The following is a 24,413-nucleotide window of genomic DNA, read 5'->3' as shown; positions in this document are numbered from 1 at the left end:
CTCGTTATTCAATTGGTTCGGATGACATGCGAGCCGTGTTTCGACGATTGCGCGCCTAATGCGCGTGCCCATCGTCGTGACCCGCGGTTGAGTCGCCGCCGCTCTCTGGCCCCTTGGTGCCCTCATCGTGATGCTCCTCGTTCGAGCCGGCGCTGTGCGCGTCGTTATGGCCTTTACTCGAGCCGGTCGTCGCATCCACTTCGCGAGTTGCGTTTCCACCACCATGATCGGGTGCGCCGCCAATGGCGTGGTGTCCGACGCCGTTCGCTTCGGCCCGCGCCAGCATTTGGTGATAGTCGGCCGCTGACATTCCCGGCAATTTCTCGACGAACGCGGTCATAGCCCATATGTCTGCGTCGCTGTGTGACGAGCCCCACTCGGGCATGCCGGACGCCTTGATGCCGTGCTTGATCACCCAGAAGATTTCGCTCGGGCTTTTCTCTTTGGCCGCGTGGGTGAGCTCGGGTGGTCTGGGATACATGCCGCGCGCCGCGACTGACTGCTGGCCGCCGGGCGAGGCGTGACAATCGCTGCACATGGCGTCGAAGTTGGCCGCGCCGGCCAGCAGCTGTTCTCCAGAGCCCAGCTCCGGGGCTTCGATGCGGGCGGCCTGTTTTTCAACCGAGCGATGGACCGTTTTCTGCAAAGCCCAGTGCGTGATCGGCCAGTGTTCGCTCGTGGCGGCCACGTTGTAGGCACCGGAATAAATGATGCCGGCTGCCACGCCGCCTGCGATTAGCAGGCTCACGACTAACGTCGCAACAATAATTTTCAAAGTTCGCACGCTGCGTCTCCGTCGGAACGGTGACGCGGTGGAGCGATCTAGGGAATATTAGCCAAGATCAACACCAAGTTTTGGTGCCACTCGACAAATCCCGGTAGACCACTTCGCAGAAGCCGCAACCACCGTCCTGATTGATGTTTGGCGCATGTGAAATGCACCAGAAGCTTCAATTAGACGCGGATAGACGGCGGCCGATAGGGGGGGTGGTCGAACCCGGGGGCGACCGCGACAAGCGCACGGCTTACCAAGTGCGCCGCAGGGGGAAACAGCGCATCGGTTGGGAAGCTGGTGTCGACCGCACTAGAGGAGCAATGGCCCATGACCGAGCAACAGCATCGATCATGCGATGGGGAGTCGCCACTACCCTCGACGTGCTTGGTCGCGTGTGAATGCCCGCTGGCCGTGGCACCCGGGTTCGTAACAGCGGATGTTTCCGCGTTAGCGTGCTCGGAATCGTGCAGGCAAGATATCCCCGGAACGCCCGCCTGGGCGACCAAAGCTTGCAACAGCAAAATTAGAACCAAGAAGGCACGCATCATGTTGACTATATCAAAATAGACGAGGCTAGCAATGGCCGTCGCCTAAGTTTTTGCTCGAGCAAGAAAGTTTTAAATCATCGAGGTTGGGTGGTTCTAAGGCGCGAAGCGCACGCATGCAAGGTCGGACATGTTCTCCGCTTTGCTTGCATTATCGACCGGAGGCCTTAGAGGTTTTTTGAAGCTCATATGCAGCTTAAGGTAGCGATGGGTTCACGGTGCTCGGAATAGACGTAGAAAGCGTTGAGGGCGGAAGGCAAAGCCCCGAGTCATTACAGGCTTGTACCACAGCCTCGACGGTGGGTACGTCGTTGTCGACAACTTCATCCAGGGCCGCTATCAACTTAACCTTGCCCGAATACACCCGGATCGGGTCTTCGAGGCCGACGCTGAGTTCCTCACCCGTTGGGTACGCAACCTCGGTCGATAACAGCACGCCGTTCGCAAATATTTTGATGTCGGTCGGAATAAGAAAGTCGAAGGAGGCGGGATTGGCGTTGATATGCCACTCCGATGCGATGTCCAGTTCTATTTGGATCGTATCGCCTTCGCGCGTTGCATCGAGATCCACGTGGGCCGCGCTAAAACGCTGTGTTTGCGGTGGGACGGACTTCGAGGCTGTTGATGACTCTGACGCGGTATAGAGGTCAACAACGTCCTGCTTGCCATCCCGGGTATTAACGGTCGACTGGTCGGTCGTCGATTGCACTTCGGATTCCGTACCAGGCACTGTCCATTGCCAGAAAAGAAAAAGGCCGCTGACCGTGATAGCGATGGTCGCTGGCAATAGCCAAGTGAGGACAAAACTTTTACGGGTCGACACGCGTCTGCTCTCCACTGGTTTCGATGGCTGTTTTCAAAGTGCCCACCGTAAATAGATCGGGTAGGCGCCGGTGAACCGCCCCGTTTGGCTTCAAGACCACGGCGAAAGGCAGGCCGGCGCCACCGAAGGATCGTAGGTAGGCGTCAAGCGCAGCGTCCGGCCGGGTGAGATCGGCGCGTAGAACGCGCATCTGGGCTGCATCGACGGCTTGCGCAATCGTGGCGTCGGCGTAAACGGTTTGTTCCAGAACCTTGCAGTTGATACACCAATCCGCCGTGAACTCGACAAGCACCGGCGCGCCTACGGCGCGGGCGTCAGCCAGCGCGTGTTCGGTCAACGGTTGCCAAGGTAGCGCGTTCTGGCCGTGCGAGTTCCCATCAAAGCCAAGTGCGACGGCGCCGCTCAGGCCAATCACCAAAACGAGCGCCGGTACCAAACGTGCGCCGAGTCCGGGGCCGACCACCAATGCACGGATCAACCAGAAAGCCAGAGTCCCGAGCCAGGCGGTCCACAGCAGGGTGCCGACGCGCTCGACGAGAACGGTTGTTGCAAAGAATGTCGCGCCGGCAAGAAGGATCAAGCCCATGACCTGCTGGACTCGCGACAGCCACACGCCGCTGCGCGGTATACGTGTCAATAGCCCGGGCTGCGCGAGGAGGATGAGGTAGGGCAAGGCCAGCCCAACGCCCACCGCCATGAACAGGGCAAAGATCGTGCTTGGCGTCTGCGTGAGAGCAAATGCCATAACGCCGCCCAGGAAAGGTCCGGTGCAGGGCGCGGATAAGACGGCCGCGAGAAAACCCGCAAAGTAGGGTTCAGCATAGCCGTTGCCCTGGACGCGATAGACCCATTGGGGCGGTTGCACGCCGCGGCCCGCGAGACTGTAAACGCCGAGGCCGGCAAGCAGAAAAGCCAGGGCCGCGCGAAACCAGAACGCCTGGAACAGGGTGCCCCAGGTCCAGTTCAGCATGGCGGTCGCCAAAGCGAGCGCGCCGAAGAAGGTGAGCGTGCCGGCCAGCAGCGCGATCGCTGCCAAAAAGCGTTGTCGCGAACCGTTGCCCACCACACGTGCGATCGTGCGCAACTTGATGGGCAAAGCGGGAAGAACGCACGGCGTGAGGTTTAGCAGCACGCCGGCAAACATCGCCAATAGGAGATTCGTCCAGATCGTCATCGTGTGGTCTTTTCTCGGCGGCGATTCCGGGTCTCGGATTTGGCGCGACGGCCGTCGTTCTCATATGCGACACGCGATCGAGTGAGTCGCGCCGCGCCAAACAAGATCAGCGCGGCAATGCCTGCGAGAATCCAGATATAGGCCGGAAAGTGCAGCGCCTGACTGCCGAGCAGTACGCTCAGTACGGTCAGCGGCAAAATACCCACGCCGGTGGTCCAGACGAACGTCCATCGCGGCACGCCGGCGAGTCCCGCGGCGTAATTGACCAGATTGAAGGACATGATCGGTATCAGGCGCGCGGTCAGCAGTGTCGTAATACTGCTATCACTCACGAATGCATCCAACCGCGCCTGGTAACGCAGCGGAACCAAGCGTGACCGTGCGGCCGGGCCCAGGGCCCTTGCGATCTCGTAACTCAGTATTGCGCCGATCATTGCACCCGCCCAGGTGAGCAGTACACCCAGCCCGGAGCCGAAGACGACGCCATTGGCGATTGCGATCACCTCGGCCGGAAACGGCACGAAAGAGTGAGCCGTCATCAGGCCGATGGAAGCCGCAGGCGCCCAGGGACCAGCGCGCTCAAGGAGCGCGTGCAAACCATCGCTACTAAAATCGACAGCAAACAGGGTGTATTCGACCAAGCACCAGAGGATAACGATATCGATCCAAAGCAATGCCGCGGTTAGCACCACAGCCGCTATCAGCCACCCGCTGCGCGCGGTGCGTAGCAATGTGCGGAAGACCACGGCCAACAATACGAGGCCCAGTGCGGCCAACGCCAGGCAGACGAACAGCAAATCTGCGTTCATCGCCATCGGGCTTCTCGCCGATCTTTTCGTTTCGGTAGGAAATTAAGCTTGAACATGGGTACCACGGGCGGTCATGAGCCCCCAGAGCCAGTTGATTTTGTAGGTTTCGATCTGCACGGCGGCGTAGCCGCTTTCTTTGAGCATTCGAGCGCACTCATGCGTTCGATAGGTCCGTGCGTGCGCATGAGCGCGCAGCCGTTGATAGCGCTCGAACAGCCGGCACATCAGATAATCGCCACACCAGTCCGTGAGCATGAGCTGGCCGCCGGGTCGCAGCACGCGCTGCATTTCGATCAACGCGTCGAGCGGCCGCGCGACGTAGTGAAACATGCTGCAGGAAACGACGAGGTCGAACTGTGCGTCGGCAAATGGGAGCTGCTCTGCCCATCCCTCATGAAGCGCTATATCAGACGGGAGTTTGCGGCGCGCGATTTTGAGCATGGCGGGTACCGGATCCACGCCCACGAGCCGAGTTGGGGGATGAACGGTCGCAAGACGATAAAGCAGGGCGCCCGTTCCGCAGCCCACATCGAGTAATCGATCCTCCTCGCCCAGCGGCAAACGCGCGATCGTCTCCTGCATCGTCGCCTCGATATAGAACGACCACTTCCGATCATAGCGGCCCGCAATCCGAGCGTATTCCGCGACAACCTCTTGGTACGGAGCTTGGGTTTGCATGTCGGAAACAAGCCTTTGATTGGATGGCCGACGTCATGCATCGATCGGGTCCATACCCAGCGCGGACGGCTCATGACGTGATCGCCGGTAACGCCCCGGATACAGCAACGCGACGCGCCTGTATCCGGGGCAGCACACTCTCAGTCGTTACTTGTTCGGCTGCTTGGTCATGCGCAGGTAGGGCTTGAGTTCGTTCCAGCCGGCCGGGAACAGCTTCTCGGCTTCTTCATTGGACAACGCCGGCGACACGATCACGTCGTCGCCGTCCTGCCAATTGGCCGGGGTGGTGACCTTGTAGTTGTCGGTCAGCTGCAACGAATCGATCACCCGCAGAATCTCGTCGAAATTACGCCCGGCACTCTTCGGATAGGTCAGCGTCATCCGGATCTTCTTGTTGGAATCGATGATGAACACGCTGCGCACGGTCGACGTGTCGCCGGCGTTCGGGTGGATCATGTCGTAGAGTTCCGCGACCTTGCGGTCGGAGTCGCCGATGATCGGGAAGTTCACGGACTGGCCTTGGGTTTCCTCGATATCGGCCGACCAGCGTTTGTGATCATCCACCGAATCCACCGAGACCACGATGGCTTTCACGTTGCGCTGGGCGAACCTTTCCTTGAGACCGCCGACCGCGCCCAGCTCGGTGGTGCACACCGGTGTGAAGTCGGCCGGATGCGACATCAACATGCCCCAGCCGTCGCCAAGCCATTCGTGGAAATCGATCTCGCCTTCGGTGGTATCGGCGGTGAAATTCGGGGCGGTATCGCCTAGATGTAAGCTCATTTCTATACTCCTGTTCGATCAAGAAGAGGCCGGCGGCCACCGGGATTGGGGCCGCCGGCGCATTCGTGTCTAGCCCTTGTCGGTCGAACCGTCCGGGCCGTTCATATTCTCCATCTTGCTCTGCATCATCTTGTTGCAGGTTTCCATCATGTCGTTCATCCGGGTCATCATTTTCATCATCGGCATGTCCTTGTTGTTCATGCCCATGCCATGACCCTTTTCACTATCGTCTTGCATCATCTGCCCCATGTTGTCCGCGGGTGCCGACTGGGTATCGTCGCCTGGCGTGGCGGCGAGTACGGCGGGTGCGCCCGCGATCAGAGCGGCGGCAATAATCGTTTTTACTGTTGTACGCATGGTTCTAGTCCTCTTTGGATTGTGCAGAAGGCGCGCTCAACGGCGCTGTCTGCTGTGAATAACGGGTTTGCGTGTTTGGTTCCTGTCGGGCCGTTGAATCATCAGTAGCTTTCGGTCGCATGCTCCACATCATCCAGCCCATCATGATCATGCAGGGCAGGATGAACAGCAGCGGCACGGCCCCGATGGCCACGACCCAGTTCCAGTTGAATACGAGCCCGATTACCGCGGCGACCAAGCCGCCCACGAGCACGCTGCGTGGCTCGAGCCAGCGCCGGGCCGGATGACCCGAGTCGGACGACGAAGTCGATGCTTCGGAATTGCAGCTTTTCACCATTGATTTCCTCGATGGTTGCCTGAAGACAGGCCTAATACGTCGTGTAAACGTCATCACTCAGCGTGTGAATCACGAAAGGTTCCTGCTTTTCGCCACCCATGCCGGGGGATCCCATCGGCATTCCGGGCAGCGAGATGCCACGGATATCGGGCTGTTCGTCCAGCAGTTTGTTGATTACTTGCGCCGGCACATGGCCGACGACGACATAGTTGCCGACCATCATGGTGTGGCAGGAGGAGAGCTTGGCGGGCACGCCGTGCTGACGGTTGATGCCGGCCATATCGTTGGTGTCGAGCACTTCGACGTCGAAACCGTTTTCATTGAGGTAGTCGGCGTATTTCTCGCAGCACATACAGCCGGGGTTGTGATACAGGGCGGCCTGGATCGGCGCCGCGAAAGCGATGCCGGTAAAGGCCGAGGCAAACGCCAGGAGCGACCACATCGCTATGGCGCGAATTAGAATGTTCTTCATCGGAATATGACTCCACGTGACTTGAATCGATGTGTCCGGATTCATCCTCAGGGGCACGGTTTTCGCATTACCCGTATTTCGTCGGGTCACGACGATCGTGTGCTGCGGAGCGCTGCGGTCGGGCACAAATTGCCCGAGCGACCGCCAGGAAGAATCCGAGGAACGTGGCGCGTTAGGCGCCCGTCGGATCAGGCGTGGAGGTCACGCGGAGGGAAGGGATCGGGGCCATCCAGCAGCCGGCCGCGATGGGCGGACGGGGAAGGAAACAGCGCCGCGGGCGCCGGATGAAAAACCGGTATATCGGTACGGTTCATGCTGGCGACCATCGCGCAGGCGGCCACGGCACAGCTGGCGGTAGCCGATGCCGAATGCGGCTGATTCGACAACTCGTTCTGGCAAAGTGCGCAATCGTCCATCCGGGTCTCGGACTCCATGGACCATGCCATGACCGCGGGGCTCGCCAGTACGCTGCCGAGCATAACGATCATCACGAGCAATTGGGCAATGAACCGCTTCATATAAAAACTATAGGGCTTGGATTTTATCTTTACAAGACTGAAGCCGGGTACGGAGTCGAGGTTTTTTATACACGATAGTAACTCGGTTTATGAACGAACGCGGTAGTAACGCATCATGCCGTTATCCTCGTGTTCCATGTTGTGGCAGTGATACAAATAAAGCCCCTCGAAGTCGGCGAAGGTCAACGCGACACGCACGCGTTCGCCCGGCAACACAAGCACCGTGTCGTGTAGCCCGGAATCGACCAGTCCGGCCGCCAGACCGCTCCAGCCCCGGCGGCCGCCGATTTGCTCTCGCCCGACGACCGCGAACTGCAGCCCGTGCACGTGCATGGGATGCGGCATCATGGAGTCATTGACAAATTCCCAGACCTCGGTGTGTCCCAGGGGCACGATTTCGTGGTCGGCCACGGTGGCGCCTTCGAACCGGCGGCCGTTGATGGCGAAGCCGCGCATCATGACCATGCCCAACTTGAAGCGGCGCAACGGGGTGTCGCGCTCGACCGGTGGCGTCTGCAAATCCTCGGCGAGACGTTCAGGCAGTCGTTCCTTGCCGCGTTCGCGCCGTGTTACGCGCAAGGCGAGTAACGGGACGCGTGTGCCTGCGGGGAGGTCTGCGCCGCCCATCATGCCGCTACCCATCATTCCGCCGCCCATCATGTTGTCCATCATCCCGGCCTGGTAGCTGTCGCTGAGCAGGCGCAGTTCATCGCCGGGGTCGTTTGCGGATAAATCCACCCACAGATCGATGCGCTGGGCCGGCGCCAGGGCCACGAAGGGATATTGGCGCGGCGCCGCCAGCAGGCCACCGTCGGTGCCGAGCACAGTCATGGGCCGGCCGTCGCTCCAGGCCAGTTTGTAGATGCGCGAGTTGGAGCCATTGAGTATTCGTAGACGGTACGGCCGGGTGGCGACTTCGCGTGCGCTATCCGGTTGTCCGTTGACCAGGATGCGGTCGCCGAGAAAGCCGCGCATGCGGGTCATCATGGTGCCCATGCCGCTGCCGATATAGGTCAACTCGTTGTCGCCGGCGAAGCGGCGGTCTTGCAGAACCAGGATCATTTCCTGATCCCCGGCCGGCAGCCCCAGGGCGCGCTCGGCCTCGTCCTCGATGACCAGCGGGCCGGCCAAACCCGCATAGCTTTGAAAGCCCACCCGGCCGCCGTCCGGTCCGTGCGGGTGCGGGTGGTACCAGTACAGCCCGGCGCGGTCGCGCACATCGAAGGCTACGGTCATGGCTTCGTCGGGCTTGATCGGCAGCCGTGGCTGGCCGTCCACATCCGGCGGCACGTGCAGCCCGTGCCAATGCACGGTGGTGTCCTCCGGCAGGCTGTTCTCCAACCGGGCGTGGAAACGCTGGCCGCGGCGCAGCCGGATCAGCGGCCCGGTGTAGCTGTCGCCCACCGGGGTGATGGTATCCGCGGGGCCATTACGCAGTTCGGCCGTGTAGCGCCAGACTTCGCTTGGCGTGCCGGGCAAAATGGGCACGGTATCCGGACGCGCGCGCAGCCGAATGTCGACGTCGAAGGGGCCATTTTCGAGGCCGTAATGGCCCGCGCCTTCGCGTTTCGTACCCGCGGCCGCGTTGTCTTTACACGCCGTCAACAGAGCTGTGGGCGTCAAAGCGGTGATACCCGCAAGGCCGCCCACGCAACGCAATAGCATGCGGCGTCTGGGGTCGATAGTCGTCATCAGCTACGCAGGTATTTGATCAGCGCCACCACGGCGAGCACCAATACGCTCAACACGAGAAGTGCAAACAGCACCCACGCGGCCATCATCGGGCCACCCATCATGCCGCATTGCATCATTGATCCGTTCATCAGACCGCCGTCGCCCATGCGGCCCGGGCCGGTCTGTCCCGCGGCAGGGGCGATCCCGATAATGGAGCCAAGCAGGCTCAACAGCAATGCTACGAATAGCTTCATGGTGTTTTCCATGCTTTTGGTCGGTAGAGATTCAGGTATCGAGCCGTACTTGTCATTCAAAATTACTCTAGCGTGCCCGGCCAGCGGTGGGGATTCGGGCAGCCCGAGCCGGGACTCAGCGATCGGGCCGATACGCTCACTCGCGGTATCTTGCATGTGCCCACATCAGTGATGCAGCGCCGGTTGTGATCCAGACGTCGGCCAGGTTGAATGCCGGCCAGTGGTACTGTGCGAAATGGAAATCGAGAAAGTCCACGACGTAGCCGCGTAGCAGGCGATCCGTCAAGTTGCCCAGCGCACCGCCTAAAATCGCACTGAGCGCGATCCCTTGACCTTGCGAAGTCACCCCGCGCCACAGCCAGCGCAACAGAAAGGCCGATATGACAACGGCGACACCGATCAGGAATGCCCGTTGCCACCCACCCGCATCGGCCAGAAAGCTGAATGCGGCACCCGTATTATGTAGATGTGTCCAGCTAAAAAACTCTGTGACGGCTCTGCGCTCACCATAGTCAAGATAGGTGCTGGCCGCGTACTTGGCTGCTTGATCTACGAGCAGCAGCGCAAGAGACAACCCCAGCCACCGCAGCTTGTCGGTCGGGCTAGCACTTTTCAGCGTGCCGCCTATCGACCCCGTAGACACGAGCTGTGACTCCTGTTCGCAGTGCACGTATATATCGCCACGTCAAAGGGCTCCCGTGGGCGACGATGCCTGAAGTTCGTCTCGCGTTTTGCGCGCGTCCTTCAGGATGCGGACACCGCCGCGTAGGACGATGAAACCAACGACCAGACCGATAATGAGGTCGGGGTAACGCGTGTCGAAGTAGTAGACAAGCGCGCCGCCGACAATGACGCCAACATTGGCGATCACATCGTTGGCCGAAAAGATCCAACTCGCGCGCATATGGACGCCGCCTTCCCGATGGCGGGCGATGATGAGCAAACACGTGATATTCGCGACAAGTGCCGCCAAGCCCATCGCTATCATGTAGGCGGGCTCGGGATCGCTGCCCATAACGGTCCGCCGGACCACTTCGCCCAAGGCGAACAAAGCGAGCAATATCTGCACAACGCCGCCAATGGAAGCCGCGCGCGCCTTGTGATGGACGGCGCGCCCCACCGCATACAGCCCGGCAGAATAAACCGCCGCATCGGCGAAGTTGTCGAGTGAATCGGCGATCAGCGCGGTGGAGCCGCCCAGCAAACCAATCCCGAATTCAGCCAGAAACATGACGCCATTGATCGCCAGCAGCCAGTAGAGCGCCTTTTGTTGGGCCTGGTCTTCGGCCTCGAATTCACAGCCGCAATCGGCCATCGCGTGTTACCTCCACCGGCGCAATCGTGCACCGACTCTGTTGAACATATAGCGACGATAAAACCTCTAGCAACTAAAGGGTCAAGCAGTCAGCGCGAAGAATCCCTTTGCCTTTTCCCTGCCCAAACGAGCATGCTCAGCGCGATCCCAATGAAAGCCAGTACCGGCTTGTCCCGCCAGCGGACGTAGGGCGTGGTCCCCGTGCGCGGTGTAACCTCTGCCGGCAAAACAGTCGACTCGAACTGTGGCGCGCGGGCCAGCGCTTGACCGTTGTGGTCGATCATGGCCGTGAGGCCGGTGTTGGTTGAACGTAAGAGCGGACGCCCAGTCTCAATGGCGCGCATTTGCGCAATTTGCAGATGTTGATGCGGCCCGAGGGAATCCCCGAACCAGGCGTCGTTACTCAGGTTGACCAACAACTGCGCGGCCGGGAGCAGGTCGGCGACTTCAGCGCCGAACGCCACATCAAAGCAAATCAATGCACCGATGGGCACGCCGGAGGCATATAGCAGTCGCGGTCGCTGGCCTGCACTGAAGTCTTCTACCGGCGCGCCCAGGATATTGAGCCATGGGCCGACGAGTCCGCGCAGTGGGACGTATTCACCGAAGGGCACCAGATGGCGCTTGTAATAGAACCGACGCGGACGAGCCAAACTGACGGCGGCATTGTATGCCTGGCCTTGGTCGGTGCGCACGGGAATCCCGAGTATCAGGGTCGATCCGCGTGCGCCGAGGCGTGTTTGGAATCGGTCTAAATATTCAGAGGCTTGACCGAACCACGCCGGCACGGCGGTTTCCGGCCAGACGATAAGGTCGGTTCCCGCGTAGGGTTGGGTAAGCGCTCGATAGCGCCTCAAGGTGAACGCGAGCGCCTCCGGCTTCCACTTCCTGTCTTGTTTCATATTCCCCTGCACAAGCGCGACGGACAGGGGTTTGGCGACCGGCTCGGTCCATTCACGATCAAGCAGTGATGTGCCGAGCAATAGCGCCACCAGTGCGCCGCTTGTGATTGCCAGGCGCCACAAGCTGAAACGAAGCATCGTCCACGCCAGAGCACCTGCCATCACGGCCACAACAAAGCTCACGCCCAGCACGCCAAACACCGGTGCGATTGCGGCAAGCGGTGTGCCGATCTGGCTGTAACCTAGAAAAAGCCAAGGAAAGCCGGTCAGGAACCAGAGCCGGACCCATTCGCTCAATACCCATGCCGCCGGCAATCCAAGCCACAGTGCGAAACCACCCGTCCGCGAGCATAAGGTGCGCACGAGAAATATCGCTGACCACGGGAACAAGGCCAACAAGGCCACAAAGGCCGCAGTGAGGAACATGGCAAGCGCAGGCCCGCTGCCGTAGCGACTGATGCTGATAAACACCCAGGACACGCCTACGCCGAAGTAACCCAGGCCGAAGAAATAGCTCGTCCAGAGCGCTTGGCGTTTCGGTAGATGGGCGGCCAGTAGGAATAGAGCAGCCGGCGACAGCACGGCGAGCCAATACCAACCCAACGGCGCGAAAGCTAGCGGCAGAAGCGCGCCAGCAAGCAAAGCCACGCTATAGACCGCGAGCAGGCCCGGGAATACTGTTATGTTGCGCGCCGGCACGCGGTTGATCAATGCTTGCTTGCACACACGATATTCCTACGCTTGAGTTGCCAGCGGGCGATAGGAGCGCCACGATAAATCCTCGAGTTGCTAGAGCTTCAAGCACGAGGTATTCATGACGCAATCCGATCTGCGTATTGGCGATCTCGCCCGACGCACGGGCGTAGGCGTGGCCACGATCCGCTACTATGGCGATGTAGGTCTGCTACCGGAAGCGGGCCGCAGTGAGGGGGGTCAGCGCTATTACGACACATCTCACCTTGAACGGCTCATATTCATCAAACGTTGCCGGGAACTGGGTTTCAGCCAAGACGATGTACGCACGCTCCTGACACATGCCGATCAGAGTGAGGCTTCCTGTGAAGACGTCGCTCGACTCGCAGAAAAGCATCTTGAAGCCGTGCGTGACAAGCTTGCGACCTTGCAAGCTTTGGAAAACTCACTGGACGATATGATCCATGCCTGCCATGGGGGGCGGATCGAAGATTGCCGCATCGTCAAGGCCCTGGCGAATAACCACTAGCGTTGCCGATACGCTGCGGACAAGCGTCGCAGTTAGCGTACGATTTTTCCGTTTCGTGAGATGACCCCGTCAACGTCAAATGGGCTTTTCGCGCTGTCACGATGGTGCCAACATCTCTATCGTTATCAATCTCAGCTTCGTTTTTAACGCCGACGAGTAGGAATCCCGGCGACAATGCGCCGATACTCGTTACACTCGCCATCCACCGCCGACGGGTGTGGTCGCTCTCGTTCATGGCGAATATTGACGGGCCATCGACGATCGGTAGTTTCCGGCCCCCATGACCGGTCTAGCTGCGCAGATACTTGACGAGCGCCACGATGGCAAGCACCAGCACGACGAGGACAAGAAGCGCGAATAGCATGCAGGCGAACATCATCGGCCCGCCCATCATCATGCCGCCGTTCATCATTCCTCCGTCCATCATGCCGCCCTCGCCCATCCGGCCGGGCCCGGTTTGCTCCGCGGCGTTGGCGATGCCGGCGAACGGGGCGAAGAGAGTGAGGTAGATGCTTTCAAGTATTTTCATGGTCTTGCTCCTTAGCGTGGTTGAAACGAGGTCCTCGATTTGTGGAAGCTACGGATGCCGGGGGGCTGGCGCTGTGCCCAGGGTCTGTCACCCGCCGTTCTATCCGGCACGCGAGTCTCTGTATTGATCGGCGGCGATCAAGCGTCACGATGTCCTCCGGGTCTGGTTGTGCCCGACTCCGTGTCGGCCTCCCGCGACAAACCGCGTCCCCGCCAGAACGAGAAAATCACAGGGAACACGATCAGCACCATGACCAGCGCCGAAGCCACGCCGCCGAGCATGGGCGCGGCAATGCGCTTCATCATCTCAGCGCCCGAGCCGTGGCTGAGCATGATGGGGATCAGCCCCATGAACAGGGCCAGGCCTGTCATCAACATTGGCCGGATGCGGTGGGTAGCGCCGACTTCGATGGCCGCGATCAGGTCCGTGTGGCTGTGGATCAGTCCTTCGTTGCGGTAGCGCAGCCAGGACAAATCCAGATACACCATCATGAGCAGGCCCAGCTCCACGGCCAGGCCGGAGACTGCGATAATGCCCACGGCGACTGCTACGGACAGCTTGTAGCCCAGCGCCCACAGCAGCCAGACGCTGCCGACCAGCGAGAACGGCAGGCTGAGCATGATGATCGCGGTCTCGACCAGCGAACCCCGATGCATGAACAGCATGAAGAAGATCAGGCCGATGGTCAGCGGCACCAAAATTTGCAGGCGTGCCGCGGCCCGTTGGTAGTACTTGAACTTGCCGGCCCACTCCAGGCGATAGCCGGGCGGGATGTCGACCTGGTCCGCGACCACCTGTTTGGCCTTGGCCACATAGTCGACGATGCCGATTTCGGATTTGACATCCACGTTCACGTAGCCGGCGAGCTGGCCGTTTTCGTCGCGGATGCTCGGCGGCCCGGTGGTGAACTCGATGTCGGCCACCTGGGAGATCGGGATCTGGGCACCGTCGGCGGTGGTGACCAATGTGCGCTTGAGCGACTGGATGTCATCCCGAAAGCCACGCGCGTAGCGCACGAGGATGTCGTAGCGCTCGCGGCCCTCGACCGTCTGCGACACCGCACGGCCGCCCATGGCGGCGACGATCACGTCCTGGACGTCGCCGACGTTGAGCCCGTAGCGGGCGGCGGCGGCCCGATCCACGATAAAGTCCAGGAAGTAGCCGCCGGTGGTACGCTCCGCGAAGGCACTGCGCGTGTACGGTGCGGTCCGTGGGTCTTCCTGCAGAGCCTGTTCGATGGCGATGCCGGTGGATTCGATCTTTTTCAGATTCGGGCCGAGCACCTTGATGCCCAGCGACGAGCGAATGCCGGTAGCCAGCATCTCGGTGCGGGTCTGGATCGGCATCCACCAGATATTGGGCATGCCGGCGAAGTCCATCGCCTGGTCCATCTCCTGGATCAGCTTGTCCCAGGTCATGCCCTCGCGCCACCGGTCCTTGGGCTCGAGCATGATGTTGATCTCGAACATGTTCAGCGGGGCCGGGTCGGTGGCCGTGGAGGCGCGCCCGACCTTGCCGAACACACGCTTGACCTCGGGGAATTCCTTCAACCGGCGGTCCATGGTCTGAATCGTTTGATTGGCCTGCTCGATGGACATGCCGGGCAGGGCGGTGGGCATGTACAGGATCGAGCCCTCGTTGAGCGGCGGCATGAACTCGCTGCCGAGCTGCTGATACACCGGCACTGTGGCCACCAGGGCCGCCGCGGCCAGGCCGATGACGAGCCAACGGGCATGGACCGCGGCCCGAACCACCGGCATGTAGGCCCGCTGCAGGCCACGGTTCAGTCGGCTCTTGTCGCCGCGGATCTTGCCGCGAATCAGCAGCACGGCCAGGGCCGGCACCAGCGTGACCGACAGCAGCGCGGCGAAGAACATGGAATAGGTCTTGGTATAGGCCAGCGGTTTGAACAGACGCCCTTCGCTGCCTTCCAGGGCAAACACCGGCAGGAACGACACCGCGATGATCAGCAGCGAGAAGAAGATGGACGGTCCCACCTCCTGCATGCCTTCGATGATCACCGCCGTGCGCGATTTGGCGAGCTCTTCGGGCGGCGCTTCGCCAGACTGCCAGGCGGCCAACCGCTTGTGGATGTTGTCGATGATGACGATAGCGGCGTCCACCATGGCGCCGATGGCCACGGCGATGCCCCCCAGCGACATGATGTTGGCGGTCAGGCCCTGGTAGTACATCGGGATGAAGGCCAGCAGCACCGCAATCGGCAGGGTGATCACGGCCACCAGCGCCGAGCGCAGGTGCAGCAGGAACACCAGGAGCACCACGGAGACGATGAGCATCTCCTCGGTCAGAATCCGCTTGAGCGTGTCGATGGCACGCTCGATCAGCGAGGAGCGGTCGTAGACGGGCACGATCTCCACGCCCTCGGGCAGCGAGGCCCGGACCTCGTCCAGGCGCTGCTTGACGCGGTCGATCACGTCCAGCGCGTTCTCGCCGTAGCGCATCACCACGGTGCCGCCTACGGTCAGGCCGTCGCCGTTGAGGTCGGCCTGGCCGCGGCGCATGGCCGGCCCGAGGTGGATGTCGGCGACCTGGTCCAGGGTGACGGGTGTGCCGCCGGGCCCGGTGCCCAGCACGACATGCTTCAAATCATCGACGGATTTCACGTAGCCGCGGCCCCGGATGAAGTGCTCGTGGCCGGAGACCTCCAGCACCCGGCCGCCGACATCGTTGTTGGACTCGCGCACCGCCTCGATCACCTGGTCCAGCGAGAAGCCTTGAGACGCCAGCTTGTTGGGGTCGACGTTGACCTGATATTCCTTCTCGTAGCCGCCGACCGAGGCCACCTCGGCGACGCCGTCGACCGCCTCCAGGGCATAGCGGATGTTGAAGTCCTGGATGCTGCGCAGCTCGGCCAGATTCTGGTTACCGGATGTATCCTTCAAGGCATACTGGTATACCCAGCCGACGCCGGTGGCGTCCGGGCCCAGGGTGGGATTGACGCCCTCCGGCAGGTCCTTGCTCGCCGAGTTGAGGTATTCCAGTACTCGCGAACGCGCCCAGTAGATGTCGGTTCCGCCCTCGAAGACTACGTAGACGAACGACAGGCCCATGAAGCTCTGGCCGCGGACCGATTCAACGTTGGGCGCGGCGAGCATGGAGGTGACCAGCGGATAGGTGATCTGGTCCTCGACCAGGTCCGGGCTGCGGCCGGGCCAGTCCGTGAACACGATCACTTGCACAGGGGACAGATCGGGGATCGCGTCCAGCGGCGCGCCGTCCAGCGAGCGCCAGCCCCAGGCTGTGGCCGCGGCTACCACGATCAGGGTGAGTAGCCAGTTACGCGCGCAGTACGCGATCAGCCGCTGGATCCAGTCCGGCCGGTCGCCGGCGCCGTGCATTTTTTCGCTCACCATTGCTTGATCCCCGTCTTCAGGCGTGTTTCGGCGTCGATCAGGAAGTTACCGGAGGTCACGACCGTCTCGCCGGCCTCCAGCCCGGAGGTGACTTCGATGTAGTCCTCGTTGCGCTGGCCGGTCTCGATGTAGCGCGGCTGCAGGCGGCCGTCGCCAAGGTCCACGAACACCACGCGCGCGTCGCCGGAGAACAGGACCGCCGACTCGGGTACAGACAGACGCTTCCCGAGATCGGCCTGCAGCTCGACCTCGGCGTACATGTTTGGCTTGAGCCGCCCGTCCGGGTTGGGCAACGACAGGCGGATCTGGCCGGTGCGAGTCTGCCCCTGGAAGTAGGGGTAGACGTAGTCGACCTCGGCCTCGTAGTGGGCGTCGGGCAGATAGGGCAGGGTGACCTCGGCGGTCATGCCCGCATCGATCAGCGGCAGCTCGCTGTCGTAGACCTGGGCATCGATCCAGACCGTGGACAGATCGGCAATGCGCATCAAGATCTGGCCTTTCTTGACGGCCGAGCCCTCGACCACGTTCTTCTCTACCACTGTGCCGGTCGCCGGCGCATGGATCGGCAGGTACTTGATCGGCTCACCGCGCCGCTCGATCGCGCGCACCTGCGCCGGGGCGATATCCCACAGCATCAACCGCTGGCGGGCGGCCTGAACCAGGCTGTCGTCCGGGCCGCGGCGGGACAGCCGCTGCAGGGTCTGCAGATACTCCTGCTGGGCCGAGAACAACTCGGGGCTATAGATGCCGAACAGCATCTGGCCGCGCTCGACCGGCGCGCCGACGTAGTCGATCTTCAGGTTGCCGACCCAGCCGTCGTACTTGAGCGTGACATCACTCAACTCGGTTTCGTCGTAGACCACCTCGCCCACGGCGCGAATCTCGCGCACCAGCTGGCGACGTTCGACTTTGCCGGTCTCGAGGCCGATGAGCTGCCGCCGGCGGTTATCGAGGTTGATCGTGGGCATGTCCGAAGCTGCGTCGGCGACTTGCCCGCCTGAATCCATTTCCCCCTTGGCTCCGCCGCCGAGGCGACGGCCGCCGGTGGCGAGCTGTAAGCCCTGTCGACCGGTCGCCAGGTCGAAGCTGATCCGGGTTTTGCCGAGGCCGGCCTTCTTGATCTGCAGGGTTAGCGGCCAGGCACCACTCATTTTCAGGTTGAACGGACCCGCGTAGCGCCCCGGCTCGGTCTCTTCGAGCTCGGCTGGGGCCTGCATGGCCGCCATGCCCCCCATCGCCGGCATGGTGGCCACCGCCTTGATGCTGGCACCGGAGACTGGATTGCCGTCGCTGTCTTCTAGCCGGATGGCCAGCCGGTTTTTACCGACCACCGGCGTTTCGGGGGAGACCGCAATTGCGAGTCGAAACGGTCCCGATTGGTAGGTCGGGGCCTGGGCCAGGGATGCCGGGCCGGCGTCGGCGCCACCCGCGTCGCGCAACAGCAGCCAGCCGCCGATGCCGGCCGCCGCCAGGATCGCGATCAGGGCGCTGATCACTAATCTCTTATTCATGCATAAACTCCTCGGAATTCATGGCGGCCGGCACCGTGATGCCTGTCAGCTCGCCGCCGCTCCAGCGCCTCAATTCAGCCAGCGCGGTGAAGTAGTCCGCGCGGGCGCTTTCCAGTTCCAGTTCCGCGTTGAGCTTGCGTTGCTCGGCGGTAATCACATCCAGGAACGCGCCACCGCCGGCGCCGTATTCGGATCGGGCGGCGCCCAGGTTTTCCAGCGTGCGCGGGATCAGCTCGTTCTCGTACAAGGCGATGGCGTGCTTGGCTTCCTCCACCGCGGCGTGGGCCTGTTCCAATTGGCTCAGCAGCGTGGTCCGGCGGTCTGCCAGCTCGTATTCCGTGCGCATGGTCTCGGCTTTGGCCTCGTCGAGGCGAGCGCGGTATTTGCTGCGGTCCAGCGGGAGGCTGATACCGACACCGGCGATCCAGCGTTTCTCGCCGGCGTCCCACAGGCTGTTATAGCCGCCGAAGACCTTGAAGTCGGGATAGAACGCTTTTCTGGCCAGCGCTTCGCGGTCCTCATCGGCGGCAATGCGCTTTTGGATTTGCGCCAGTTCGGGATGACTGGACAGGGCGCTGCGGCGTAAGCGGCTATAGGGCGGCAAGCTTCCGGGGAGGGGCAACCCTGCCGGCCCGGCAACGGGCGCGGTGGCCTTTCGATTGAGCAGGTTGTTGATTTTGGCCCGCACGCTGCGCTTGATGCGTCGCAGCTTGATGGCCTGGTGTTTCAGGCGCTGGAGTTCAACCTCGGCCTGCAACACATCCTGCTGGCCGGTCAATCCCGCAGCGTAGCGATTTTCCGCTATCCGGCGCAGCTCATCCACCAAGTCTTGATTGGCGACATTGATCTCCAGCGCCTGGTGTACGTAATACCATTCGGCATAAGCCGAGCGGGTGGCCGAGGCTAGGCGCAGCCGCACCGCCGCGACGTTATCGTCGGCCGCGAGCGCTTCTTTACGCGCAGCGTCCGCGCGCAGACCCAAGGTGCCGGGCCAGGGAAAATCCTGGCTGACCTCGAAACGAATATTGGTACTGCGCTCACGTCCGGACGGCGTTTCAAAGCCGCCAATGGTCTCCGGCGCCACCGCACCCGAAAGTTGCGGGTCAGGCAGCGCCCCGGCGGGTTCGATACGCGCTTCGGCGGCGTCGACCGCCGAGCGCATCGCGGCCAGACCGGCGTTGCGATCGAGAACCGACGCGACCAGCGTGTCGGGTTCGAGGCGCGCCGAGTCATACGCGGTGTCTTGCGCCAGCGCCTGCGTGGCGGGCAACAGGACGGCGGCCAGCAGCACGCCGACGCAGGCGATTTCTTGTATTGTCGCGAACGCCCACTCGCGGGCGCCGCCATGCGCGCGCCGATAGCGCGTGAATATGCCAGGGGACATGTGTCATCTCCGGAAAATGCTGAACAAGAGCCGCGCATGCCAATGCGCGCGCCCTGGAAAAGAGCTAGATCCGGGAGATGAGCGGGGGGCGAATCAATTCGTGGTCGTGGGGCGGTGTGGGATGGCCCGGTTGGGCATCCGGGCGCTGCCTGGCTGTCACCGTAACCGGCAATGGTTTTTGCATGTCGACCAAGGCAACACAGCCGACGGCGCAAGGCGCCTGGCAAAAGATCTCGCCGTTACAATGGCTATCGGCCATGACCGCGGTATCGGTGACGGGAACCACCGAAGCCTGGGCCGTTTTCTGATCCAGCGATTGCGCATTAACACTTGTCGCCAAGGCGAGCGCGGGCAGCACGGTAAGTACCGCCAGTACGAACACCCATAGACGAAAGGCAACCGGAGATTTCAAGATAACGACCTATTCATGCCACAAGCGTAAACATTAAGTCCGGACTGTGGTACGGAGTCAAGTTTTTCTCCCAGGCGCCTGAGCCCGGCAGCCGAGCACGTTGCCGGTGTGGCTGTCGTGACGGATTCGGCTTGGTTATTCCTCGAACAGATTAAGAGGGCCGGGCAACGCAGCAGCCGTCGGGGTAAGTTAATCGCAGATGGTGCAAGTCATGGGCGCTGCCATCTTTCCACCCGGTTGCCCTTGAAGTTGGCGGAAAATACGGTTCCGTCGGCGGCCACGGCCACCGTGGTTTCGGTATGGCCGGGCCCGCCGACGTTATCCGGCGCGAAGGCCGTCAAATAGTCGCCTTCGGCATCGAACTTCTGGATACGATCGTTATAGAAGTCGGCGGCGAACACGTTGCCCTGCGGGCCGACGGCGACCGAGTTGACGGTGGTGAACCAACCCTTGAACGGGCCAAAGATATTGACCCCGAACGGCCCCCGCCCCATGTGCGCACGAACGCGCCGTCGGGGCCTAACTGCTGCCGTTACCCGATCAGCCGCCCATGCCCGATCCTTGCGCCGGCGTGCCTGACAATCCGTGGTGCCCGGTTACTGGCGATGGCAACAACGGTAAGGGGAACGACAATGCGGCGGCACGGACTTCCCCCCGGGGCAGCGGCGACGGTTGAGGCCATGGGTTTGCAGCGTCGCTTTTGCCTGTTTTCGGCGTTGATTCCAAAGTCCGGTCATCTCGCCCTGTTGGTTGAACTGCTTTTCAGCGGCGCGGGCGTACGAAGCGCGGGCCAGATACTCCAACTCAACACACCGAGCGCCGCGAGTTGCAGGATCGCCTTGGTCCAGAAGCCGATGATCGCCCCCTCAACCAAATGAAACAGCACGAACAGCGTAAGCAGCGGTGCGATATAACGATGCCCTCGCCACAAACCAACGACGAAGTACGCGACCAAAGCAAGGGAGATATAGATGTTGCAGGCGCGATACGATAGCCACCCGAAATTGATCACCTCCGGCGCCCAGCCTTGGGCGCGGTAAATCAGAACGCTGGTCGCGCAGGCGGCGAATAAAAGTTGCAATACAATCAGCGTAATGGTCTGCCATCGATTAAGCGACCACACTTGTCGTTCCACTCTCATTGGCTCGGCTCCATGTCAAAATCGATAAACGGCGAGCTTTTTCGTTCAGTCGGCCACACTCGCCACCGCATCGAAAAACATCGTTGGCCGCTGCCACAGCGAGTTGACGAAGATCGCGGTCACGCTGGCCGCCATGGCGACCATGGCCCACACCGGGTAAATCAGGCCCGTGGCTGCCAGCGGAATACCGATGCCGTTGAACAAAAAAGCCAGGCCCACGTTCTGCAACATCTTGCGATAGCCCCAGCGGCTGATCTGCCAGGCCGTGATGACCGCACCGAGCTGTCCGTTGAGGATGATGATATCGGCCGCGTCGATGGCGATGTCGGTGCCTGAGCCCATGGCGATGCCGATATCGGCCTGCATCAGCGCCGGGGCGTCATTGATGCCGTCGCCGACCATCGCAAGACGCACGTTGTGCTGCATGTCACGCAGACGTTCGGCTTTCTGATCGGGGAGCACGCCGCCATACACGTCGTCGATGCCGGCACGTTTGGCGATATGGGTCGCAGTGCGCTTGTTGTCGCCGGTGAGCATGGCGGTGCGGATGCCCAACTCGTGCAAGCGGGCGATGGTATCGACGGTGTCGGCGCGCAGCGCATCGCCAAGCGCGATTGCGCCGAGCAAGCGATCGCCGCGGGCCACGACAATCACCGTGTGGCCCTGTTGTTCGGCAGCGTCGATGCGTTCCTGCAAGGCATCCAACGCGATGCCGGCCGCACTCAGGAACGCCGGGCTGCCGACCCGCACGGTCTCGCCGTCGATCTGCGCTGTCACGCCGCGGCCGGACTCGGCCTGAAAATCGGCCACGTCGGGGAAACCCAGTCCGCGTTCAAGTGCGGCTTCGACCACGGCCCGGCCCAGCGGATGCTCCGACGCTGCTTCCACCGCCGCGGCAACCGCCAGCAGCGTGTCGTCGTTGCCATCGACGCCATGGATATCACGCACCGCCGGCCGGCCTTCGGTGAGCGTGCCGGTCTTGTCGAACACCACGGTGTCGATTTTGCGCAACGCCTGGAAGGCTTCGCCGGTGCGCATCAGCACGCCCTTGTCCGCGGCCTCGCCGGCACCGCGCACGATCGACAACGGCGCGGAGATGCCGACCGCGCAGGGATAGCCCATTACCAGCACCGTCAGCGCGGCGAACACCGCCCGCTGGAATTCGGGGTCGGCGCCGAAGGCCAGCGGCCCGAGGGCCCACCCCAGAAAAGCGAGCGCGGAAATCGCGAGCACCGTCGGCGTATAGACTTGCAACACCCGATCGACGATGTGCAGCAGGCCGGGCTTGAGCGCGCGGGCGTCTTCGACACTGGATATCACTTGATGCAAAAAACTGTCGTCGCCGACCGCGGTGACCCGGATCAGCAGGGTGCCGTTGCCGTTGATGGCGCCGCCGACGACGCTGTCGCCGGTGGTTTTTTCCACCGGTAGCGGCTCGCCGGTGATCAACGATTCGTCGACCGCCGAGCCGCCGTCAGTCACTTCGCCGTCGACCGGAATGCGCTCGCCAGGACGCACACGCACGGTCATGCCGGCTGCAACCTGCGCCACGGGCTTATCCTGCTCGCCGTCATCGGTGACCACGTGCGCGGTCTCGGGCTGCAGATCCAGCAGCCGCTTGACCGATTGTGCGCTGCGGGTCTTGACGATCAGCGACAGCCATTCGGAAAACAGGTGATAGGTCAGCACCATCACCGACACCGCAAAAAACGCCGCTGTCGGATAACCCGGCGGTTGCGCTGCCAACCCGATCGCCCCGCCGATCAGACCGGCGAAGGCGCCGATCTCGACCAGTACGTGTTGATTGAGAATGCCACGGCGTAGCGCCTGAACAGCCATCACCAGCATATGCCGGGCCAGCCCGAACATCATGGCGAGCGCGAGCGCGGCGACCAGCACCGGCTCGTAACCGGCTAGCATGCCGCTCGCGCGCAGCGCGAATAGAATCAGCCCGCCGGCGGCCAGCCCTGCGCTGCCGGCCAGTGCAGTGGCGTGGCCGCGCCCACGCAGCACGGCATAGCCGAAGCCGATCAGACTGACATAGACCAGCGACGACAGGCCCAGGGTCCAGGCGCTGGTGGTATCCACGATCAGGCCCACCGCGGCCAGGCTCAGTGTCAGCGCTGCTAGGAAGCGGTTGCGCTCGATGGCAAGCGCCTGCTCCTGCCGTTCGAACGGCTCGACCTTGCGCGGATCGCTCAAGGTATAGCCGATCTGCTGGAGGGTGCCCATCAGGGTTTCGGCGTCGGTCTGCCCATCGTCGTATTCGACCAGCGCCTGCTCGTGGGTCAGGCTGACCGCCACCCGCTGGACGCCGGGTTTGGCACCCAGTGCCCGTTCGATGGTGCCGGTACACAACGAGCAGTGCATGCCGCCGATATGGGCGCGCACGCTGCGGATGCCGGAATCGCCAGTGGTGTCATCGCTCCACGGGTGAAGCGCGTCGGAATTTGCGGTTGTCTTGTTCATGGCATCACCTTTTAATGGAGAACGCGCGGTGCACAATGCGTGTTCGCCTCAACATGAGCAGTCGCCGTCCTGCTGCACTGGTGGACAGGGCACCGACCCATAAGAGCAGTACACGCAACAATCACCAGCTTCGGGGCGCAGCAAGGCACCGCAGCCACCGCACTCGTAGAAGTACTGGCAGGCATCGGTCGGCATGGTCTCCGGGGCGTTATGCCCGCAGGCTGGACAAACGAGCGTGGTTTCCAGCGTCACGGTACTCATAGGTCACTCCGCGTGCAGATACGCATATCGAAAAGAAACTGCCCGGCTGTGCGCTCGCAAGACACGGCCTCACAACGCCAGCCCGATGGACCAAACACCGAGTAGTACGAGCACTGCGCCGGTGATGCGCGGCATGCGGGCGGCGAAACGGGCGATCGCATTCAATAGCCGCCTTCCACGTTGGGTGAACACCGCGAGCACGAGCGGGCTGGACAATGCGAGGCCAAAGATCAGCAGGGACACGCCGCCATAGGCCATTCCGCCGCCGGCGGCGGCCTGGGCGGCTGCGCCACCGAGCAATACCGCCAGTAACGGCGCCGCGCAGGCCGGGATATTGAAGCCGAACAAAACGCCGAGCGCGGCGCCCCCGGACGTCGTTGGGACGTGGGGCAGCAGCCGGTCGCTCTGGCGAATCAGCCACGGCGCGCCGCCCGCCAGATATGCCAAACCGAGTGCGACATACAAGCTGCCCAGTGCCATCCACAAGCCGTGCTGGATGCCTAGGAATCGGGCGCCAATCACGGCCGCGAGCACGCCCAGTCCGGTCATCATGCCGGCACGGGCCAAGGAGCTACGCTCATTTCTGGTGTATGAGCGATTGAAGGAGGCGGCACCCACCTGCTGAAATTAGTAAGACCAATCACTGATTTCAGACGACAGAAGAGGTGCCACCACCATGCGAGACGATACGACG

At 62.1% G+C, this 24,413-nt stretch carries 26 protein-coding genes; 1 reads left to right on the top strand and 25 read right to left on the bottom strand.

Annotated elements, in window-relative coordinates; translation table 11 throughout:
• Positions 1-55: 55 nt before the first annotated feature.
• The 15 genes from J7355_RS16525 to lnt all read right to left on the bottom strand — a co-directional run bounded on the left by J7355_RS16525 (position 56) and on the right by lnt (position 12,142).
• Positions 56-784 carry a c-type cytochrome gene (locus J7355_RS16525; protein WP_209064665.1) on the bottom strand — a complete coding sequence of 243 codons (729 nt, stop codon included), beginning with the start codon at positions 782-784 and terminating at the stop codon, positions 56-58.
• Positions 785-1,516: 732 nt separating this feature from the next.
• Positions 1,517-2,143, bottom strand: coding sequence for a protein-disulfide reductase DsbD domain-containing protein (locus tag J7355_RS16520; protein ID WP_209064663.1), 627 nt, complete (start codon positions 2,141-2,143; stop codon positions 1,517-1,519).
• Entirely contained in the window at positions 2,130-3,317 is a 1,188-nt protein-coding gene (locus J7355_RS16515; protein WP_209064661.1) for a thioredoxin family protein, read from the bottom strand. The genes J7355_RS16520 and J7355_RS16515 overlap by 14 nt, the downstream gene beginning before the upstream one ends.
• Complete coding sequence (locus J7355_RS16510; RefSeq protein WP_209064659.1) at positions 3,314-4,132, bottom strand: VTT domain-containing protein; 819 nt, start codon at positions 4,130-4,132, stop codon at positions 3,314-3,316. The genes J7355_RS16515 and J7355_RS16510 overlap by 4 nt, the downstream gene beginning before the upstream one ends.
• A 36-nt stretch (positions 4,133-4,168) precedes the next feature.
• On the bottom strand, positions 4,169-4,804 hold the full coding sequence (locus J7355_RS16505; RefSeq protein WP_006911940.1) for a methyltransferase domain-containing protein: 636 nt from the start codon (positions 4,802-4,804) through the stop codon (positions 4,169-4,171).
• 147 nt (positions 4,805-4,951) lie between these two features.
• Positions 4,952-5,587, bottom strand: coding sequence for a peroxiredoxin (locus tag J7355_RS16500; RefSeq protein ID WP_209064657.1), 636 nt, complete (start codon positions 5,585-5,587; stop codon positions 4,952-4,954).
• Between the two features lie 69 nt (positions 5,588-5,656).
• Positions 5,657-5,944 (bottom strand): hypothetical protein, encoded by a 288-nt coding sequence (locus J7355_RS16495; RefSeq protein ID WP_006911938.1) that lies wholly within the window; start codon positions 5,942-5,944, stop codon positions 5,657-5,659.
• Between the two features lie 4 nt (positions 5,945-5,948).
• Entirely contained in the window at positions 5,949-6,278 is a 330-nt protein-coding gene (locus J7355_RS16490) for a hypothetical protein (protein WP_209064655.1), read from the bottom strand.
• Positions 6,279-6,312: 34 nt separating this feature from the next.
• A complete protein-coding gene (locus J7355_RS16485) occupies positions 6,313-6,798 on the bottom strand; it encodes a DUF411 domain-containing protein (protein WP_247740056.1) in 486 nt (161 codons plus the stop codon).
• A gap of 143 nt (positions 6,799-6,941) precedes the next feature.
• On the bottom strand, positions 6,942-7,271 hold the full coding sequence (locus tag J7355_RS16480) for a hypothetical protein (RefSeq protein ID WP_209064653.1): 330 nt from the start codon (positions 7,269-7,271) through the stop codon (positions 6,942-6,944).
• An 87-nt stretch (positions 7,272-7,358) separates the two neighbouring features.
• A complete protein-coding gene (locus J7355_RS16475; protein ID WP_209064651.1) occupies positions 7,359-8,894 on the bottom strand; it encodes a multicopper oxidase family protein in 1,536 nt (511 codons plus the stop codon).
• Positions 8,895-8,962: 68 nt separating this feature from the next.
• Positions 8,963-9,355, bottom strand: a complete 393-nt coding sequence (locus J7355_RS16470; protein WP_123657077.1) for a hypothetical protein — start codon at positions 9,353-9,355, stop codon at positions 8,963-8,965.
• Positions 9,336-9,842 (bottom strand): signal peptidase II, encoded by a 507-nt coding sequence (gene lspA / locus J7355_RS16465; RefSeq protein ID WP_021031445.1) that lies wholly within the window; start codon positions 9,840-9,842, stop codon positions 9,336-9,338. The genes J7355_RS16470 and lspA overlap by 20 nt, the downstream gene beginning before the upstream one ends.
• Positions 9,843-9,884: 42 nt before the next feature.
• Complete coding sequence (locus J7355_RS16460; RefSeq protein WP_006911931.1) at positions 9,885-10,514, bottom strand: cation diffusion facilitator family transporter; 630 nt, start codon at positions 10,512-10,514, stop codon at positions 9,885-9,887.
• 89 nt (positions 10,515-10,603) lie between these two features.
• Positions 10,604-12,142, bottom strand: a complete 1,539-nt coding sequence (gene lnt / locus J7355_RS16455; protein WP_006911930.1) for an apolipoprotein N-acyltransferase — start codon at positions 12,140-12,142, stop codon at positions 10,604-10,606.
• Between the two features lie 88 nt (positions 12,143-12,230).
• Between lnt and J7355_RS16450 the strand changes: the two genes are divergently transcribed.
• Complete coding sequence (locus J7355_RS16450; protein ID WP_006911929.1) at positions 12,231-12,638, top strand: helix-turn-helix domain-containing protein; 408 nt, start codon at positions 12,231-12,233, stop codon at positions 12,636-12,638.
• 289 nt (positions 12,639-12,927) lie between these two features.
• Here J7355_RS16450 and J7355_RS16445 read toward each other — a convergent pair whose 3' ends face one another.
• From J7355_RS16445 to J7355_RS16405, 10 genes are all read right to left on the bottom strand, one after another.
• Complete coding sequence (locus J7355_RS16445) at positions 12,928-13,167, bottom strand: hypothetical protein (protein WP_123657078.1); 240 nt, start codon at positions 13,165-13,167, stop codon at positions 12,928-12,930.
• A 137-nt stretch (positions 13,168-13,304) separates the two neighbouring features.
• Positions 13,305-16,541, bottom strand: a complete 3,237-nt coding sequence (locus J7355_RS16440; RefSeq protein WP_123657079.1) for a CusA/CzcA family heavy metal efflux RND transporter — start codon at positions 16,539-16,541, stop codon at positions 13,305-13,307.
• Positions 16,535-18,052: an efflux RND transporter periplasmic adaptor subunit gene (locus J7355_RS16435; RefSeq protein WP_021031448.1), complete on the bottom strand. Its 1,518-nt coding sequence runs from the start codon at positions 18,050-18,052 to the stop codon at positions 16,535-16,537. The genes J7355_RS16440 and J7355_RS16435 overlap by 7 nt, the downstream gene beginning before the upstream one ends.
• Entirely contained in the window at positions 18,045-19,436 is a 1,392-nt protein-coding gene (locus J7355_RS16430) for a TolC family protein (RefSeq protein ID WP_006911925.1), read from the bottom strand. Before J7355_RS16430 ends, J7355_RS16435 begins: the two co-directional genes overlap by 8 nt.
• Before the next feature lie 64 nt (positions 19,437-19,500).
• Positions 19,501-19,848, bottom strand: a complete 348-nt coding sequence (locus J7355_RS16425; protein WP_006911924.1) for a hypothetical protein — start codon at positions 19,846-19,848, stop codon at positions 19,501-19,503.
• A gap of 209 nt (positions 19,849-20,057) precedes the next feature.
• Positions 20,058-20,342 (bottom strand): hypothetical protein, encoded by a 285-nt coding sequence (locus J7355_RS16420; RefSeq protein ID WP_006911923.1) that lies wholly within the window; start codon positions 20,340-20,342, stop codon positions 20,058-20,060.
• Positions 20,343-20,581: 239 nt separating this feature from the next.
• Positions 20,582-20,989 carry a hypothetical protein gene (locus tag J7355_RS16415; protein ID WP_209064650.1) on the bottom strand — a complete coding sequence of 136 codons (408 nt, stop codon included), beginning with the start codon at positions 20,987-20,989 and terminating at the stop codon, positions 20,582-20,584.
• A 45-nt stretch (positions 20,990-21,034) separates the two neighbouring features.
• Positions 21,035-23,458, bottom strand: a complete 2,424-nt coding sequence (locus J7355_RS16410) for a cation-translocating P-type ATPase (RefSeq protein ID WP_209064648.1) — start codon at positions 23,456-23,458, stop codon at positions 21,035-21,037.
• 48 nt (positions 23,459-23,506) lie between these two features.
• A complete protein-coding gene (locus J7355_RS17955) occupies positions 23,507-23,719 on the bottom strand; it encodes a GDCCVxC domain-containing (seleno)protein (protein ID WP_280637641.1) in 213 nt (70 codons plus the stop codon).
• A gap of 69 nt (positions 23,720-23,788) precedes the next feature.
• Positions 23,789-24,286: a cytochrome c biogenesis protein CcdA gene (locus J7355_RS16405; protein ID WP_209064646.1), complete on the bottom strand. Its 498-nt coding sequence runs from the start codon at positions 24,284-24,286 to the stop codon at positions 23,789-23,791.
• Between the last annotated feature and the right edge of the window lie 127 nt (positions 24,287-24,413).

Source organism: Endozoicomonas sp. G2_2 (genome assembly GCF_017744135.1).
Taxonomy (GTDB): Bacteria; Pseudomonadota; Gammaproteobacteria; order Nevskiales; family Salinisphaeraceae; genus Salinisphaera.
This window is presented reverse-complemented; position numbering and strand designations above follow the sequence as displayed.

Excerpts from the sequence above, each read along its gene's own strand:
- J7355_RS16515 (WP_209064661.1), bottom strand. The coding sequence starts at position 3,317 with ATGACGATCTGGACGAATCTCCTATTGGCGATGTTTGCCGGCGTGCTG.
- J7355_RS16510 (WP_209064659.1), bottom strand. The coding sequence starts at position 4,132 with ATGGCGATGAACGCAGATTTGCTGTTCGTCTGCCTGGCGTTGGCCGCA.
- J7355_RS16505 (WP_006911940.1), bottom strand. The coding sequence starts at position 4,804 with ATGCAAACCCAAGCTCCGTACCAAGAGGTTGTCGCGGAATACGCTCGG.
- J7355_RS16500 (WP_209064657.1), bottom strand. The coding sequence starts at position 5,587 with ATGAGCTTACATCTAGGCGATACCGCCCCGAATTTCACCGCCGATACC.
- J7355_RS16495 (WP_006911938.1), bottom strand. The coding sequence starts at position 5,944 with ATGCGTACAACAGTAAAAACGATTATTGCCGCCGCTCTGATCGCGGGC.
- J7355_RS16485 (WP_247740056.1), bottom strand. The coding sequence starts at position 6,798 with ATGAATCCGGACACATCGATTCAAGTCACGTGGAGTCATATTCCGATG.
- J7355_RS16480 (WP_209064653.1), bottom strand. The coding sequence starts at position 7,271 with ATGAAGCGGTTCATTGCCCAATTGCTCGTGATGATCGTTATGCTCGGC.
- J7355_RS16470 (WP_123657077.1), bottom strand. The coding sequence starts at position 9,355 with ATGCAAGATACCGCGAGTGAGCGTATCGGCCCGATCGCTGAGTCCCGG.
- J7355_RS16460 (WP_006911931.1), bottom strand. The coding sequence starts at position 10,514 with ATGGCCGATTGCGGCTGTGAATTCGAGGCCGAAGACCAGGCCCAACAA.
- J7355_RS16450 (WP_006911929.1), top strand. The coding sequence starts at position 12,231 with ATGACGCAATCCGATCTGCGTATTGGCGATCTCGCCCGACGCACGGGC.
- J7355_RS16445 (WP_123657078.1), bottom strand. The coding sequence starts at position 13,167 with ATGAAAATACTTGAAAGCATCTACCTCACTCTCTTCGCCCCGTTCGCC.
- J7355_RS16440 (WP_123657079.1), bottom strand. The coding sequence starts at position 16,541 with ATGGTGAGCGAAAAAATGCACGGCGCCGGCGACCGGCCGGACTGGATC.
- J7355_RS16435 (WP_021031448.1), bottom strand. The coding sequence starts at position 18,052 with ATGAATAAGAGATTAGTGATCAGCGCCCTGATCGCGATCCTGGCGGCG.
- J7355_RS16430 (WP_006911925.1), bottom strand. The coding sequence starts at position 19,436 with ATGTCCCCTGGCATATTCACGCGCTATCGGCGCGCGCATGGCGGCGCC.
- J7355_RS16420 (WP_006911923.1), bottom strand. The coding sequence starts at position 20,342 with ATGGGGCGGGGGCCGTTCGGGGTCAATATCTTTGGCCCGTTCAAGGGT.
- J7355_RS16415 (WP_209064650.1), bottom strand. The coding sequence starts at position 20,989 with ATGAGAGTGGAACGACAAGTGTGGTCGCTTAATCGATGGCAGACCATT.
- J7355_RS16410 (WP_209064648.1), bottom strand. The coding sequence starts at position 23,458 with ATGAACAAGACAACCGCAAATTCCGACGCGCTTCACCCGTGGAGCGAT.
- J7355_RS17955 (WP_280637641.1), bottom strand. The coding sequence starts at position 23,719 with ATGAGTACCGTGACGCTGGAAACCACGCTCGTTTGTCCAGCCTGCGGG.